We start from the raw sequence: 16,166 nt of genomic DNA, 5'->3' as shown, positions 1-16,166 counted from the left end.
CTGAGTTTTTTGTTTAAATACTTTTACCTGGCAAGAGACTAACCGGCAAGAAATAACCAGTAGTAGCAACCTCTTTGCCTTTAATCTTTTGTAAGAGCAAATCAACTGTTAGGCGAGCAATCTCTTCCAAGGGTTGTTTAATGGTAGTGAGGTGAGGGTAGAAATTCTCAATGAAATAAGTCCCGTCATAGCCAATCACCTTGAGTTGTTCAGGAACAGAGAGACCAAGCTCCTGAGCAATTTTAATAACCAAAATAGCAGTCAAATCATCAGAGGCGAAAATCGCATCTGGTTTTTGTTTGGTCAGGATATTTTTAATTTCCATTTCTTTACGAAGGGGTGAAAAGTCACTGGAAACATTGATAATAGGAGCCTTTGGCAAGATTGAAGCAAAACCAGCATGACGAAGTCCAGTTGGTGAATTGGAATTGTCATTTCCTGTAATCATGATAATAGATTTGGCACCAGTTTTAGCCAATGTCTGAGCGGCTAGGACACCACCAGCATAGTTGTCAGAAGAAACAACAGGAATATCTGGTGATAGGTTACGGTCAAAGGAGATGATAGGAGCAGTCACACGATTGTAGTCTTCGATACCTAAGTTATGACTTCCTGAAATGATGCCGTCCACCTGGTTGGCTTCTAACATTTCGATGTATTCGCGTTCTTTTTCCGAATCGTGTTCACTATTACAGATGATGGTCTTGTAACCTTTTTTGAAGAGTTCGTGTTCCAATTTGTCAATCAATTCAGCATAGAAAACATGGCTGATTTTAGGGAAAATCAAACCGATTAACTTGGCTGATTTTCCTTGAAGACTGCGAGCTAGGTTGTTGGGTTTATAGCCCAGCTCACGCATGGCTTCATTGACTTTTTGAATGGTTTTTTCTGAAAGATACCCCTTTTTGTTGATGACACGTGAAACAGTAGTAGGGCTGACGCCAGCCAATTTTGCGACATCAGTTAGTTTTGCGACCATATTCTAATTCGTAGTAAGTTCCAGTTGGGTTTCCAGATTTAATCACGATTCCATTTTGGTTCTCATGTGGGAAGACACGACCAGAAAATACTTTTTCTCCTTTATTAATGAAAATTTCAAAGACTGAATTATCGATGAAGATATTTACAGTAGCGGCTTGGTTATCAATTGGACATGAGCGAGTAGTTCCAAATTCTTGAGCATATTGCTCACCTGCTTGACTGCGGTCAACGGTTACTTGGCCATTGACAAGATCGAAATTGATAGAGAGCCCCTTGCCGTCTTTATCAGCAAGAAGGATGATTTCACTTTGGCTATTAGCCTCTAAGTTTAGTTCAAGTTCGTAGGTGTTCTTAGTTTCAGAACGATTTGAAAATTCCTCTTTTGAAGCACGGAGGTCCTTGATGGCTGCTACAGGATACTGATAGAGTTTTCCATCTTTAATAGTTAATTCTTTGACCAATGAGAAAGTTCCTTGGTGATCAAAGCGATCAGATGGATAAGAAACATCTGGTAAACCAAGCCAACTTACTGCTAAGGCACGTCCATCAGGAGCATTGAAGGCCTGAGTGGCATAGGCTTCAAATCCATAATCAAGATTGTGAAGTTCAGACACATCTACCATACGAGCATTTTCTGGGTCAAAGGAAGCGCCGATTTTATACATATTTGGATAGATATTGTCATAGTCAAGAACCTTTTTATCCAAACCTTGTGGGCAGTAAAGAAGGACAGGTTGTTCCTTGATAAAGACTAGGTTTGGGCACTCCATCATATAGGCAGTGCGGTCATTGTTGAAGTCCAAATCACCAACTTCTTGCCAGTTTGTATAATCATTATCGATAGCTTTATAGAGACGAACAAAACCTTTTTTCTCCAAGTCCTGTCCACCAACGATAGTATAGTATTGACCTTTAAAGTTAAAAATTTGAGGATCGCGGAAGTGGTCAGTGGCATCAGCAGGTTGGTCAATCAAGATTTTGTCAATCTTATCAATCTTTCCATCCTTATCCATCAAGGCACCAATCTGATAAGGGTGGCGAACCCAATTTTCATCACGAACATTACCTGTATAAAATAAGAATAATTGATCTCCAAACTGCATAGCAGATCCTGAGTAAGCACCGTGGCTATCTAAAGGAGTATCAGGTAGAACCTTAACACCAGTTTCTTTAAAGTGCACCAAATCGTCACTTTCAAGTTGTACCCAAGACTTTAACCCATGAGCTGCTCCGAAGGGGAAATTTTGGTAAAAGACGACCCACTTACCATCGAAATATGAAAAACCATTTGGATCGTTTAAAAGACCCTGTTTGGGCTCAATGTGATAGCTGACGTGCCATGGGGATTGTGCCATCTTTTCTTGGATTTCTTTTCTTTCTTCTTGTGTCCAATCTTCGTAACGTCTGTAACGACGTTCAGTAGTCCATTCCATTTATATTCCCTCCATAAATTCTACTATCTTTATAGTAAACGTTTCCTTATAAAAAAGCAAGTCTTTTATATCGAATTTAAGAAAAAAATGTCAAACGATTGACAGATGATTAGGGACCTATTTTTATGAAAATTAATGAAAATATGAAAGTTTTTGAAAAAATGCACATAAAAACACGTAGGAATAGGCACTTTTTAGAGAGATTTATTAAGAAAGTAGCAAAAACTATCAAAAAATTTGGCAACCAAAAAATTTTTCTGCAAAACGCTTGACATATTTTAGAAACGTGATAAAATAATACTCGTAGGGCGAGTAAAATCGCTTTCAAACAAGAACAAATTTTTTTATAAGGAGATTTTTGCAAATGACCAATACAGAAATTGCAAAAAAAGTCATCGAAGCCTTGGGTGGACGTGAGAACGTCAACAGTGTAGCTCACTGTGCGACTCGCCTCCGTGTGATGGTAAAAGATGAAGCGAAAATCAATAAGGATGCTATCGAGAACTTGGAAAAAGTTCAAGGTGCTTTCTTTAACTCAGGTCAATACCAAATCATCTTTGGTACTGGTACAGTAAACAAGATGTACGATGAAGTCGTAGCTCTTGGTTTGCCAACTTCTACAAAATCTGAAATGAAAGCAGAAGCTGCCAAACAAGGAAATTGGTTCCAACGTGCTATCCGTACTTTCGGTGACGTATTCGTACCAATCATTCCAGTTATCGTAGCAACTGGTCTCTTCATGGGTGTTCGTGGTCTCTTGACTGCTCTTGGGATGACACTTCCAGAAGATGTGACAACTTACACTCAAATCTTGACTGATACAGCCTTTATTATCTTGCCAGGATTAGTTGTTTGGTCAACATTCCGCGTATTCGGTGGTAATCCAGCCGTTGGTATCGTTCTTGGTATGATGCTCGTATCTGGCTCACTTCCAAATGCCTGGGCTGTTGCTTCTGGTGGTGAAGTAACTGCAATGCAGTTCTTCGGATTTATCCCAGTTGTAGGTTTGCAAGGTTCAGTTCTTCCAGCCTTCATCATCGGGGTTGTCGGAGCTAAGTTTGAAAAAGCAGTTCGTAAGGTTGTTCCAGATGTACTTGACCTCTTGGTAACACCGTTTGTAACACTCCTTGTAATGTCAATCCTTGGATTGTTTGTTATCGGACCAGTCTTCCACGTTGTTGAAAACTACATTCTCATTGGAACAAAAGCTATTCTTAACTTGCCATTCGGACTTGGTGGTTTCTTGATTGGTGGAGTTCACCAATTAATCGTCGTATCAGGTGTTCACCACATCTTCAACTTGCTTGAAGTTCAATTGCTTGCTGCTGACCATGCTAACCCATTCAACGCTATCATCACAGCTGCCATGACTGCTCAAGGTGCTGCGACAGTAGCCGTTGGTGTGAAAACTAAAAATCCTAAACTTAAAACACTTGCTTTCCCAGCTGCTCTTTCTGCCTTCCTAGGTATTACTGAGCCTGCTATCTTCGGGGTTAACTTGCGTTTCCGTAAACCATTCTTCCTTTCATTGATTGCTGGTGCAATCGGTGGTGGATTGGCATCTATCCTTGGACTTGCTGGTACTGGTAATGGTATCACAATCATCCCTGGTACAATGCTTTACATTGGTAACGGACAACTTCTACAATACCTTCTTATGGTAGCTGTATCATTTGCACTTGGTTTCGCTCTTACTTACATGTTTGGTTATGAAGATGAAGTAGAAGAAGCTGCAGGTGCTATTACTGAAGCTGAAACAGATCGTTTGACTGAAGAAGCAGTTACTGGTGCTGTTGTTGCACCGAGCGAAGGTGTTATTCAAACACCAATCGTTGGTGATGTTGTTGCTCTTTCAAATGTGAATGACCCAGTATTCTCAAGTGGAGCTATGGGACAAGGTATCGCTGTAAAACCAAGTGAAGATGTCGTTTACGCACCAGCTGATGCTGAAGTAACAATCGTCTTCCCAACTGGCCATGCTTACGGTCTTAGAACAGCAAATGGAGCTGAAATCTTGATCCACGTTGGTATCGACACTGTTTCAATGAACGGTGAAGGATTTAACCATAAAGTTGCCCAAGGTGACAAGGTTAAAGCTGGAGATGTTCTTGGAACATTTGACTCAGCTAAGATTGCTGCTGCAGGGCTTGATAACACTACTATGGTTATCGTAACAAACACTGCAGACTTTGCTTCAGTAAATCCAGTTGCTTCTGGATCAGTTGCTAAGGGTGACGCAGTCATTGAAGTTAAAGCTTAATAAATCAAAAAACGAACAAATGTCATGTTTGTTCGTTTTTGATTGAATGGTAAAATTTACAGAGGAAAATCTAAAATATTGAGCAATTTTCAGTCTGGAAATATGCTATAATAAAGAAAATAAATACAAGAGGTTAATCATGACAAAACTATACGGAAGCTTGGAAGCGGGCGGTACAAAATTTGTCTGTGCTGTCGGAGATGAAAACTATAACGTTGTAGAAAAAGTACAATTTCCTACAACAACACCTATTGAAACAATCGATAAAACCATCGAGTTCTTCTCAAAATTCGACAATCTTGCAGGACTTGCCATTGGTTCATTTGGTCCAATCGATATCGATAAAAACTCAAAAACTTACGGATTTATCACAACAACTCCAAAACCTAACTGGGCAAATGTAGACTTGCTTGGTGCTCTTCGTCGCGCTCTAAACGTGCCTATGTATTTCACGACAGACGTAAACAGTTCTGCATACGGTGAAGTGGTTGCTCGTAATAATGCCGGCGGTCGTATCGAAAACTTGGTTTATTACACAATCGGTACAGGTATCGGTGCAGGTGTTATCCAACGTGGCGAGTTTATTGGCGGTGTTGGTCACCCTGAGATGGGGCATTATTATGTGGCTAGACACCCAATGGATATTGAAAAAGAATTTAAAGGTGTTTGTCCTTTCCATAATGGATGTTTGGAAGGTTATGCAGCTGGTCCAAGTTTGGAAGCTCGTACAGGTGTTCGTGGGGAAAACATTGAACCCAACAACTCTGTCTGGGATGTTCAAGCCTACTACATTGCTCAAGCTGCAGTGAATGCGACTGTAACTTTCCGTCCAGATGTCATCGTCTTTGGTGGTGGGGTTATGGCTCAACAACATATGCTTGACCGTGTACGTGAGAAATTCACATCCTTGCTCAACGGCTACCTACCAGTTCCAGATGTGCGCGACTATATCGTGACTCCAGCTGTTGCTGGCAATGGTTCAGCTACACTAGGAAACTTCGTTCTTGCTAAGAGCGTTGCAAAATAAGAATATAAAAAACTCCCAACTGAGAAAGTTGGGAGTTTTGCTTTAGTCTTTTTCTATTTTTGTTTCCTGATGGAAAATATTTTGCCAAGTTTCGTGGCGACGCCAGATGCTGGTATGAATGGTATCACCGACTTGGTAGCGGATGAGCTTTGTTTTCTGACTGATAGAAGTTAAATGAAGCTCCTTGATAGCAGAGGTTAATTCTTTTTCAGCCTTATAGGCATCCTTGTCCAGTTCTTGTCCGTCCTGGCGGATATAAATGAAGTCTTCTGCAAGTAATTCCTCCAGTTGATTTCCTTGGTCGATTAGTTGCTCTCTCATGAGCAATTTTTTATAGACATTATCTAGAATTTCATCCTCAGGGATTGGTGATGGTTCGATATGAATGTCTGTATCAAAGACACCAAATTGTTCTGTCAGCATAGATTCGACCTGGTCCGCAATTTCGTGACTTTCAAAAACAGACAGATCTGGGTTCATCTCAAGTGTGATGTCCAGATAAATATTGCTTCCGTAGGTACGACCGCGTTGTGATTTGACCTTGCTAATCTTAGGAATTTCCATGATTGCCTTTTGGTAATCTTCTAGCAAGTGCTCATCAAAACCATCAGAAAGGCTGAAGGATGACTCGATAAAGATATCATAAGCAGTTTTTAGAATAAAGAAGGTAATGATAATCGCGGCCAACTTATCCACGATTGGATAGTTGAAGCTACTAGCCAGGATAGCAATAGAAGTTCCAAGAGATGTCACTGCATCTGACAGATTATCCTTAGCAGCTGCCTTGAGGGCCTTTGATTTAGCTTGCTTACTCAGATGGGTATTGTAGAGATAAACGGCGAACATGATAATGGCAGAGATGACCCCCAGAGTCGCACCAAGTGGGTCAATGACCGTTTGTTCTCGGCTGAGTATCTTTTGAATGGTGTCCCGTAGAACATCAAACCCAACGTAAAACATGATGATGGAAGTGATGAGACTTGCCAAATCCTCGATTTTCCAGTGGCCGAAGCGATGATCTCTATCTGCCGGTTGGCGAGCCAAACGAATCCCAATTAGAAGGGCCACGTTTCCAACGATATCTGAAACGTTGTTAAAGCCATCAGCTACCAAACTGGATGAATGGAGGAGGTGTCCGGTCGCTAGCTTAGCTGCAGACAAAAATAGATAGGTCAAGATGCTGATAATGGCACCACGCTCAGCTAATTTTAAGTTTGAAACCGATTGATTCATCTAACTCCCCTTCTAGCATTTTAGTATTCTTTCATTATACTGGTTTTCCAAGGAAAATTCAAATGTGGGAAGTAAGTTAAATACACCTCAAAACTTGAAAACTTTTGAAATTCTGATATAATAGAACTACTCAAGGGAGTAGCTGGCGGTTAACCGCGATAGTGTCGTCATTACGAATTATTTCCGGCACTATATTAAACAGCGAGACTTGTTTTTTTAAAAAACAGGTCTCTTTTTTTGTAAAAAGAGGCCAAAAAGGAGGAGACTGTTTTGTCAAAAGAACAAAATAAAGACTTGTTTTACACACAAACCTCAGAAGAAGTCCTAAAGAACTTGGACTCATCTATCGAAGGTTTGTCAACGGCTCAAGCTCAAGAACGACTAGCGACTTATGGTCGTAATGAGTTGGAAGAGGGAGAGAAACGTAGCCTACTAGCTAAATTCCTTGATCAATTTAAGGATTTGATGATTATCATCTTGCTTGCGGCAGCGGCACTTTCTGTGATTACAGAAGGAATGGACGGTCTAACGGATGCCATTATCATCTTGGCCGTTGTTGTCTTGAATGCTGCCTTTGGGGTTTACCAGGAAGGGCAAGCAGAAGCAGCCATTGAAGCTCTGAAAAATATGTCTAGCCCGATGGCTCGTGTTCGTCGTGATGGTCATGTTATTGAGATTGACTCAAAAGAATTGGTGCCTGGGGACATCGTCTTGCTAGAAGCTGGAGATGTGGTGCCTGCCGATATGCGTTTGCTTGAAGCGGCGTCTCTTAAAATCGAAGAAGCTGCTCTTACTGGTGAGTCTGTACCGGTTGAAAAGGATATTACTCAAATGGTAGAAGCAGATGCTGGTATTGGGGACCGAGTTAATATGGGTTACCAAAACTCAAACGTAACTTACGGTCGTGGTATTGGTGTCGTGACTAACACTGGTATGTATACTGAAGTTGGTAAGATTGCGGACATGTTGGCCAATGCTGATGAGACAGAAACACCATTGAAGCAAAGCTTGGAACAATTATCTAAGGCCTTGACTTACTTAATCATTGTGATTGCAGTTATTACCTTCTTGGTTGGTGTCTTTGTTCGTGGTGAACATCCATTAGAAGGCTTGATGGTGGCGGTTGCCCTTGCGGTTGCGGCGATTCCAGAAGGTCTCCCTGCCATTGTAACCATCGTTCTATCATTGGGGACTACAACCCTTGCAAAACGGAATTCAATCGTCCGTAAATTGCCAGCGGTTGAAACGCTTGGTTCAACAGAAATCATTGCATCTGATAAAACAGGTACTTTGACCATGAACCAAATGACGGTTGAAAAAGTTTATACCAACGGTCAATTGCAAAGCTCGGCATCTGAAATTGCTGCTAGCAACAATACCCTACGTATCATGAACTTTGCCAATGATACCAAGGTGGATCCATCTGGTAAGTTGATTGGTGACCCAACTGAGACAGCTCTTGTACAGTTTGGTTTGGACCACAACTTTGATGTTCGTGAAGTCTTGAAGGATGAGCCACGTGTGGCTGAATTGCCATTTGACTCAGACCGTAAACTCATGTCTACCATTCATAAGGAAACAGACGGTTCTTACTTTATCGCTGTGAAGGGTGCGCCTGATCAATTGCTCAAGCGCGTGACTCGTATTGAAGTCAATGGGGAAGTTCGTCCAATCACAGAAGAGGATAAAAATGCTATCCTTGCCACCAATAAAGACTTGGCTAAACAAGCCCTTCGTGTCTTGATGATGGCTTACAAGACAAGCAACGAAATCCCAACCTTGGAATCTGAAATCGTTGAGTCTGACCTCATCTTCTCTGGTTTGGTCGGCATGATTGACCCTGAACGTCCTGAAGCAGCAGAAGCTGTCCGTGTCGCTAAAGAAGCAGGTATCCGTCCAATCATGATCACAGGTGACCACCAAGATACAGCGGAAGCTATTGCCAAACGTCTCGGAATCATCGATCCAAATGACACAGAAGACCATGTCTTCACTGGTGCTGAGTTGAATGAACTCACGGATGAAGAATTCCAAAAAGTCTTCAAGCAATACTCTGTCTACGCGCGTGTATCTCCTGAACACAAGGTTCGTATCGTGAAAGCATGGCAAAAAGAAGGTAAGGTTGTTGCCATGACAGGTGACGGGGTCAACGATGCACCATCACTTAAGACAGCTGACATCGGTATCGGTATGGGGATTACAGGTACAGAGGTTTCTAAGGGAGCTTCTGATATGGTCCTCGCCGATGATAACTTTGCAACCATTATCGTAGCGGTAGAAGAAGGACGTAAAGTCTTCTCCAATATCCAAAAATCAATCCAATACCTCTTGTCTGCTAATATGGCTGAAGTCTTCACCATCTTCTTTGCTACCTTGTTAGGTTGGGATGTGCTTCAACCAGTGCATTTGCTATGGATTAACTTGGTAACAGATACGCTACCAGCCATCGCCCTTGGTGTGGAACCAGCTGAGCCAGGCGTTATGACTCACAAACCGCGTGGCCGTAAGTCTAACTTCTTTGATGGTGGTGTCTTCGGAGCAATCATTTATCAAGGGATCTTCCAAACGATGCTAGTTTTAGGTGTTTATGGTTGGGCTCTTCTCTTCCCAGAGCACCAAAGTCATACTGAAATCCATGCGGATGCCCTTACCATGGCTTTTGCAACTCTCGGTTTGATCCAATTGCTCCATGCCTTTAACGTTAAGTCGGTTTACCAATCAATCTTTAAAGTGGGACTCTTTACCAACAAGACCTTTAACTGGTCTATCCCAGTTGCCTTTGTACTCTTTGTGGTGACAATTTTGGTTCCTGGATTTAATAATCTCTTCCACGTTTCAAACTTGAGCTTGACTCAATGGATGGTTGTTGCCGTAGGAGCACTTATGATCGTGGTCCTTGTTGAGATTGTTAAAGCAGTCCAACGAGCGCTTGGAAAAGATAAAAACGCTATTTAAACAATCATGAAAAGTCATCTTCGGATGGCTTTTTGTTTATATATAAAGATAAACTGCCAAAGATTTTGTGCTATAATCAAGTAGACTGATATCGTATGGAGGAAAGAGTCTTGGAAAAGAAAATTGTAAAAGATATCTTGTTTTTGTCGCAGGTATCCCAGCCTGCAAGTCAGGAAGATCTACCCCTAGCAAAGGATTTGCAGGATACCCTATTGGCTAACCGAGAAAGCTGTGTTGGACTAGCGGCCAATATGATTGGGGTACAAAAACGCGTCATTATTTTTAATATCGGAATGATTCCCATGGTTATGTTTAATCCAGTTCTCCAATCTTTTGAAGGAGCATACGAGACAGAGGAAGGTTGTTTGTCTTTGACAGGTGTAAGACCGACAACTAGGTATGAGAAGATTACAGTAAGCTACAGAGATATCCATTGGCAAGAGCAAACCGTTACCCTGACAGGATTTCCTGCTCAGATTTGTCAGCATGAATTGGATCATTTAGAAGGTCGTATTATTTAGGTGCAAATCCTTGGTAGTCCTAAAAAAATATGCTACACTAACACTATGAAAATTCTAATCCCAACCGCAAAAGAAATGAATACCGAAATCCCTAGTTTAGAGGCTAAACCATTGCCTCCTGAAAGTCAGGCAGTGCTGGATGAATTGGCCAGATATTCTGCCCAAGAGCTGGAGAGTTTTTACAAAATATCTGCCGAAAAAGCGCAAGAGGAGTATGACCATATCCAGGCCTTGAAAAATGAAACTGCGACAAACTATCCAGCCTTGCACCTCTTTGATGGACTCATGTATCGCAACATCAAACGGGACGATCTCACCAAGGAGGAGCAAACATATCTCGAGAAACACCTCATGATAACGTCAGCTTTCTATGGTGTGATTCCAGCCTTTGAACCGATTGCGCCTCACAGACTGGACTTTTTGATGAAACTAAAAGTCGCTGGAAAAAGCTTGAAAAGTCATTGGCAGTCAGCCTATGAGGAGTCAATGAAAGACCAGGAGTTAATCTTTTCTCTCTTGTCATCAGAATTTGAGAATGTTTTTCCTAAAGAAATCCGTGAAAAAATGGTGACCTTTAAGTTTATGGAAGATAGAGATGGGAAACTAAAAATCCATTCAACCATTTCGAAAAAAGCTAGAGGCGCCTTCTTAACATCTTTGACGGAAAATCAGGTAACCTCAGTTGAAGAGATTAAAAAGCTCAGCTTTGCGGGTTTCAATTATCGAGAAGACTTGTCTAGTGACAAGGAATTGGCTTTTGTGAAATAGATAGGAAATAGAGAGAGTGGGACAGAAATCGGTAATTCGTTAGAATTCGATTTCGTCGTCCAACCTCCGCACAGTTGAGTAGGGCTGTAAAAGCTGATGAAATCAGCGTAGTGGAGCCCACTCAACCACTGCGTCTTGCTCGACAATCCATAGACAAATGAGAGGCTAGGACTTTTGTCCCAGCCCTTTTTTGTGATTTGATGATCCTATTTTTAGTTTAGAATGGTAGGAATTTTCACACAATTTTGGTATAATAGGACTATTAGAAAATTTCGAGGAGACAAACATGTCAGTTAAGATTGCTTTACTTGGATTTGGTACAGTTGCCAGTGGCGTACCATTCTTGCTAAAGGAAAATAAAGAAAAAATTGTTCAAGCGGCTCAGTCAGAAATTGAAGTAGCTAAAGTTTTGGTCAAAGACGATCAAGAGAAAACCCGCTTGCTTGAAGCAGGAAATGATTTTAATTTTGTAACAAATATCGATGAAATCTTGTCAGACAAAGACATCACGATCGTTGTTGAGTTGATGGGGCGTATCGAACCTGCTAAAACATTTATCACTCGTGCCTTAGAAGCAGGGAAACACGTCGTGACAGCTAACAAGGACCTTTTGGCAGTCCATGGTGCAGAATTGCTTGAGGTAGCCAAAGCTCACAATGTTGCCCTCTACTACGAAGCAGCTGTTGCAGGAGGAATCCCAATCCTTCGTACCTTGGTCAACTCACTAGCATCAGACAAAATCACACGTGTTCTTGGTGTTGTCAACGGAACATCTAACTTTATGATGACCAAAATGGTAACAGAAGGCTGGTCTTATGAAGATGCTTTGGCAGAAGCTCAACGACTTGGCTTTGCTGAGAGCGACCCTACCAATGACGTTGATGGGATTGATGCGGCTTACAAGATGGTCATCCTCAGTCAGTTCGCCTTTGGAATGAATGTTAAATTTGAAGATGTTGCCCACCAAGGAATTCGCAACATCACTCCAGAAGATGTAGCAGTAGCCCAAGAACTTGGTTATGTAGTCAAGCTGGTTGGTTCTATCGAAGAAACAGCTTCAGGAATCGCTGCTGAGGTTACGCCAACCTTCCTTCCTAAAGTACATCCACTTGCAAGTGTTAATGGTGTTATGAATGCAGTCTTTGTAGAGTCTATCGGTATCGGCGAGTCTATGTACTATGGACCAGGTGCTGGTCAAAAACCAACTGCAACAAGTGTTGTGGCTGATATTGCCCGCATCGTTCGTCGTTTGAATGATGGAACAATTGGAAAAGCCTTTAATGAATACAGCCGTCCAGTAGTCTTGGCTAAGCCAGAAGATGTCAAAGCTAACTATTATTTCTCAATCTTGGCTCCAGACTCAAAAGGTCAAGTTTTGAAATTGGCTGAGCTCTTTAATGCGGAAGATATTTCCTTCAAGCAAATCCTTCAAGATGGTAAGCAAGAAGGCAAGGCTCGTGTTGTCATCATCAGCCATAAGATCAACAAGGCGCAGCTTGAAAATATTACAGACGCTTTGAAGGCGGTAGCCGAGTTTGAACTTCTCAACACCTTCAAGGTTTTAGGAGACTAAGATGAAGATTATTGTACCTGCTACAAGTGCCAATGTGGGTCCTGGCTTTGACTCTGTTGGTGTAGCTGTAACTAAGTATCTAGAAATTCAGGTTTGTGAGGAACGTGAAGAATGGATGATTGAGCACCAATTAGGTAAATGGATTCCACGTGATGAACGTAATCTTTTGCTGAAGATTGCTCTACAAATTGCTCCAGACCTCCAACCTAGACGTCTGAAGATGGTCAGTGATATTCCTCTTGCGCGTGGACTAGGTTCATCGAGCTCGGTCATTGTTGCTGGAATTGAACTGGCAAATCAATTAGGAAATCTCAAATTAACTGATCATGATAAGTTACAATTGGCAACCAAGATTGAAGGACATCCTGATAATGTTGCACCTGCTATCTATGGAAATCTCGTAATTGCTAGTTCGGTAGAAGGTCAGGTTTCAGCTGTTGTGGCGCCTTTCCCAGAGTGTGCTTTTCTAGCTTATATTCCAAACTATGAATTGCGAACTCGAGATAGTCGTGGTGTCTTGCCCAAGAAACTATCTTACAAGGAAGCTGTTGCGGCAAGTTCTATTGCCAATGTGGCTATCGCAGCCCTACTGACTGGAGATATGGTCAAAGCAGGTCAGGCGATTGAGAGTGACCTTTTCCATGAGCGTTACCGTCAAGAACTGGTGAGAGAATTTGCGTCGATCAAGAAAGTTGCCAAGAGAAATGGTGCTTATGCGACCTACCTCTCTGGTGCTGGTCCGACTGTTATGGTCTTGGCTGATCTTGACAAGATGCCTAAGATTAAGGCTGATCTTGAAAAGCAGCCTTTCAAAGGCAAGCTTCATGAGTTGCAAGTAGATACACAAGGCGTTCGCGTCGAAGAAAAATAAACAGAACAATAGGATGGGGAAACTCTCTATTAGAGGGCTTCCTGTCCTTTTTTTGAAAATGAAACATGGGATATGAAATGATTCCCAGTTTTGTCGACCGACAGATGGTCAAGGAGGATTTGAAATGGCAGAAATATATTTAGCAGGTGGTTGTTTTTGGGGCTTAGAAGAGTACTTCTCACGTATTTCTGGAGTGCTACAAACCAGTGTTGGTTATGCCAATGGTCAGGTAGAAACCACCAATTATCAACTGATCAAAGAAACAGATCACGCAGAGACTGTGCAAGTCGTCTACGATGAAAAGGTGGTATCGCTTCGTGAGATCTTGCTCTATTATTTCCGAGTCATTGATCCACTATCTGTCAACCAACAAGGGAATGACCGTGGTCGTCAATACCGCACAGGGATTTATTACCTAGAAGAAGCTGATCTACCAACGATCAATACAGTAGTTCGCGAACAAGAACTCCTCATCGGTCGTAAAATTGCAGTGGAAGTGGAGAAACTACGTCACTACATCTTGGCTGAAGACTATCACCAAGACTATCTCAAGAAAAATCCTGGTGGCTATTGCCATATCGATGTGAGGGATGCTGAGAAACCACTGATAGATGCCGTCAACTATGAAAAACCGAGTCAGGCAGTTTTAAGAGAAAATTTGTCAGAAGAGTCCTATAGAGTAACGCAAGAGGCAGCAACGGAAGCTCCTTTTAGCAATGCTTATGATCAAACTTTTGAGGAAGGAATTTATGTCGATATCACGACTGGTGAGCCTCTCTTCTTTGCCAAGGATAAGTTTGCCTCAGGCTGTGGTTGGCCAAGCTTTAGCCGTCCTATTTCCAAGGAACTCATTCATTACTACCAGGACTTGAGTCATGGTATGGAACGTATCGAAGTCCGTTCACGTTCAGGGAATGCTCACTTGGGACATGTCTTTACAGACGGACCTCAGGAACTAGGTGGTTTACGCTATTGTATCAATTCTGCCTCTTTACGATTCATTGCTAAGGATGAAATGGAGGAAGCCGGCTACGGCTACCTGCTTCCATATTTGAATAAGTAAAAAGATGGTGGTTTTTCCACCTTCTTCATTTTGGAAATAGAAGGGACTCATGAAACACTTACTTTCTTACTTTAAACCCCATAAACAATAAGAAAAGTTGCCTTCGGGTGACTTTTTTGTTACAATAGCTAGAAAAATTATCCAGTATGAACACTTATATAGAAAAGGAGCCTAGGGATGAAAGTCTTTCAGCATGTAAATATCGTGACTTGTGACCAAGATTTCCACGTCTATTTGGATGGGATTTTGGCTATTAAAGAATCCCAAATCGTCTATGTCAGTCAGGAAAATCAAGAGATTCTTAAACAAGCAGATCAAATCATAGACTATCAGGGTGCCTGGATTATGCCTGGCTTGGTTAACTGCCATACTCACTCTGCCATGACAGGCTTGAGAGGGATTCGTGATGATAGCAATCTCCACGAATGGCTAGAGGACTATATCTGGCCAGCAGAAGCAGAATTCACACCAGAGATGACTACAAAGGCCGTCAAAGAGGCGCTAACAGAAATGCTCCAGTCTGGAACAACAACCTTCAACGACATGTACAATCCTAATGGAGTGGATATAGCTGAGATTTATGAGGCAGTCAAGGCATCCAAGATGCGTTGTTATTTTTCTCCAACCCTCTTTTCTTCAGATGTGGAGACGACGGCTGAAACTATAGCTAGAACTCGAGCTGTTATCGAGACAATCAAAGGCTACCAGGATCCCAAGTTCAAGGTTATGGTAGCTCCCCATTCGCCCTATAGTTGTAGCCGAGATTTGCTGGAGGTAAGTCTTGAGCTAGCAAAAGAAGAAAACATTCCTCTTCATATCCATGTTGCAGAAACACAGGAAGAGTCAGGCATTATTCTGAAACGCTATGGCAAACGCCCATTAGCCTTTCTAGATGAACTCGGATATTTAGATCATAAAGCTGTCTTTGCTCATGGTGTGGAGTTAAATGAAGCAGAGATTGCCCGCTTGGCAGATTCGCAAGTTGCTATCGCCCACAATCCTATCAGCAACCTCAAATTAGCCTCAGGGATTGCACCAGTCGTCCAACTTCAAAAGGCAGGAGTAGCAGTTGGTATTGCGACAGATTCAGTTGCTTCTAACAATAACCTGGATATGTTTGAGGAAGGGCGGACGGCAGCACTCTTACAGAAAATGAAGAATGGCGATGCCAGCCAATTTCCAATCGAAACTGCCCTCAAGGCCTTGACAATCGAGGGTGCTAAGGTGTTAGGAATGGCAGATGAGATTGGTAGTTTGGAAGTCGGCAAGCAAGCTGATTTCCTCGTCATCCAACCCCAAGGCAAAATCCATCTCCAACCTCAAGAAAACATGCTGTCTCACCTCGTTTATGCCGTCAAATCCAGTGATGTTAATGATGTCTATATCGCTGGTGAGCAAGTCGTGAAAGACGGCCAAGTGCTGACTGTTAACTTGTAAAAAGTAGTATAAATTTACGAAATCTCATAGGAAATTTCTTGTGA

12 protein-coding genes are annotated in these 16,166 nt (G+C 42.0%); 9 read left to right on the top strand and 3 right to left on the bottom strand.

The window, feature by feature from the left end:
- Window positions 1-13 precede the first annotated feature (13 nt).
- Together SPAR10_RS04785 and SPAR10_RS04780 are read right to left on the bottom strand one after the other, a co-directional pair.
- Window positions 14-979, bottom strand: a complete 966-nt coding sequence (locus SPAR10_RS04785; protein WP_004251363.1) for a LacI family DNA-binding transcriptional regulator — start codon at window positions 977-979, stop codon at window positions 14-16.
- Window positions 960-2,414, bottom strand: a complete 1,455-nt coding sequence (locus tag SPAR10_RS04780) for a sucrose-6-phosphate hydrolase (RefSeq protein ID WP_004251362.1) — start codon at window positions 2,412-2,414, stop codon at window positions 960-962. The genes SPAR10_RS04785 and SPAR10_RS04780 overlap by 20 nt, the downstream gene beginning before the upstream one ends.
- Before the next feature lie 364 nt (window positions 2,415-2,778).
- On the opposite strand from SPAR10_RS04780, the gene SPAR10_RS04775 reads away from it, so the two are divergent.
- Both SPAR10_RS04775 and scrK read left to right on the top strand, forming a co-directional pair.
- Window positions 2,779-4,674: a sucrose-specific PTS transporter subunit IIBC gene (locus SPAR10_RS04775; protein WP_004251359.1), complete on the top strand. Its 1,896-nt coding sequence runs from the start codon at window positions 2,779-2,781 to the stop codon at window positions 4,672-4,674.
- A 139-nt stretch (window positions 4,675-4,813) separates the two neighbouring features.
- Window positions 4,814-5,701 (top strand): fructokinase ScrK, encoded by an 888-nt coding sequence (scrK, locus tag SPAR10_RS04770; protein WP_004251357.1) that lies wholly within the window; start codon window positions 4,814-4,816, stop codon window positions 5,699-5,701.
- A gap of 42 nt (window positions 5,702-5,743) precedes the next feature.
- On the opposite strand, the gene SPAR10_RS04765 is transcribed toward scrK, so the two are convergent.
- The gene (locus tag SPAR10_RS04765) at window positions 5,744-6,934 is read right to left on the bottom strand and encodes a cation diffusion facilitator family transporter (protein ID WP_004251355.1); all 1,191 of its coding nucleotides are present in this window, start codon (window positions 6,932-6,934) and stop codon (window positions 5,744-5,746) included.
- Between the two features lie 270 nt (window positions 6,935-7,204).
- Here SPAR10_RS04765 and SPAR10_RS04760 point away from each other — a divergent pair, with 270 nt between their 5' ends.
- The 7 genes from SPAR10_RS04760 (at window position 7,205) to SPAR10_RS04730 (ending at window position 16,122) form a co-directional block, all read left to right on the top strand.
- Complete coding sequence (locus SPAR10_RS04760; protein ID WP_004251353.1) at window positions 7,205-9,889, top strand: cation-translocating P-type ATPase; 2,685 nt, start codon at window positions 7,205-7,207, stop codon at window positions 9,887-9,889.
- 110 nt (window positions 9,890-9,999) lie between these two features.
- Window positions 10,000-10,410, top strand: a complete 411-nt coding sequence (locus SPAR10_RS04755) for a peptide deformylase (RefSeq protein WP_004251351.1) — start codon at window positions 10,000-10,002, stop codon at window positions 10,408-10,410.
- 45 nt (window positions 10,411-10,455) lie between these two features.
- Window positions 10,456-11,178 (top strand): peroxide stress protein YaaA, encoded by a 723-nt coding sequence (gene yaaA / locus SPAR10_RS04750; protein ID WP_004251349.1) that lies wholly within the window; start codon window positions 10,456-10,458, stop codon window positions 11,176-11,178.
- 286 nt (window positions 11,179-11,464) lie between these two features.
- Window positions 11,465-12,751: a homoserine dehydrogenase gene (locus SPAR10_RS04745; protein ID WP_004251347.1), complete on the top strand. Its 1,287-nt coding sequence runs from the start codon at window positions 11,465-11,467 to the stop codon at window positions 12,749-12,751.
- A 1-nt stretch (window position 12,752) separates the two neighbouring features.
- A complete protein-coding gene (gene thrB / locus SPAR10_RS04740) occupies window positions 12,753-13,622 on the top strand; it encodes a homoserine kinase (protein WP_004251344.1) in 870 nt (289 codons plus the stop codon).
- Window positions 13,623-13,746: 124 nt separating this feature from the next.
- Window positions 13,747-14,685: a peptide-methionine (R)-S-oxide reductase MsrB gene (gene msrB, locus SPAR10_RS04735; protein WP_004251340.1), complete on the top strand. Its 939-nt coding sequence runs from the start codon at window positions 13,747-13,749 to the stop codon at window positions 14,683-14,685.
- A gap of 177 nt (window positions 14,686-14,862) precedes the next feature.
- Window positions 14,863-16,122, top strand: a complete 1,260-nt coding sequence (locus tag SPAR10_RS04730) for a TRZ/ATZ family protein (RefSeq protein WP_004251338.1) — start codon at window positions 14,863-14,865, stop codon at window positions 16,120-16,122.
- Window positions 16,123-16,166 lie beyond the last annotated feature (44 nt).

This window comes from Streptococcus infantis SPAR10 (genome assembly GCF_000279535.1).
Taxonomy (GTDB): Bacteria; Bacillota; Bacilli; order Lactobacillales; family Streptococcaceae; genus Streptococcus; species Streptococcus infantis_I.
This window is presented reverse-complemented; position numbering and strand designations above follow the sequence as displayed.

Bases quoted from the DNA above. Each gene is read 5' to 3' on its own strand.
- SPAR10_RS04785 (WP_004251363.1), bottom strand. From the start codon at position 979: ATGGTCGCAAAACTAACTGATGTCGCAAAATTGGCTGGCGTCAGCCCT.
- SPAR10_RS04780 (WP_004251362.1), bottom strand. From the start codon at position 2,414: ATGGAATGGACTACTGAACGTCGTTACAGACGTTACGAAGATTGGACA.
- SPAR10_RS04775 (WP_004251359.1), top strand. From the start codon at position 2,779: ATGACCAATACAGAAATTGCAAAAAAAGTCATCGAAGCCTTGGGTGGA.
- scrK (WP_004251357.1), top strand. From the start codon at position 4,814: ATGACAAAACTATACGGAAGCTTGGAAGCGGGCGGTACAAAATTTGTC.
- SPAR10_RS04765 (WP_004251355.1), bottom strand. From the start codon at position 6,934: ATGAATCAATCGGTTTCAAACTTAAAATTAGCTGAGCGTGGTGCCATT.
- yaaA (WP_004251349.1), top strand. From the start codon at position 10,456: ATGAAAATTCTAATCCCAACCGCAAAAGAAATGAATACCGAAATCCCT.
- SPAR10_RS04745 (WP_004251347.1), top strand. From the start codon at position 11,465: ATGTCAGTTAAGATTGCTTTACTTGGATTTGGTACAGTTGCCAGTGGC.
- thrB (WP_004251344.1), top strand. From the start codon at position 12,753: ATGAAGATTATTGTACCTGCTACAAGTGCCAATGTGGGTCCTGGCTTT.
- msrB (WP_004251340.1), top strand. From the start codon at position 13,747: ATGGCAGAAATATATTTAGCAGGTGGTTGTTTTTGGGGCTTAGAAGAG.
- SPAR10_RS04730 (WP_004251338.1), top strand. From the start codon at position 14,863: ATGAAAGTCTTTCAGCATGTAAATATCGTGACTTGTGACCAAGATTTC.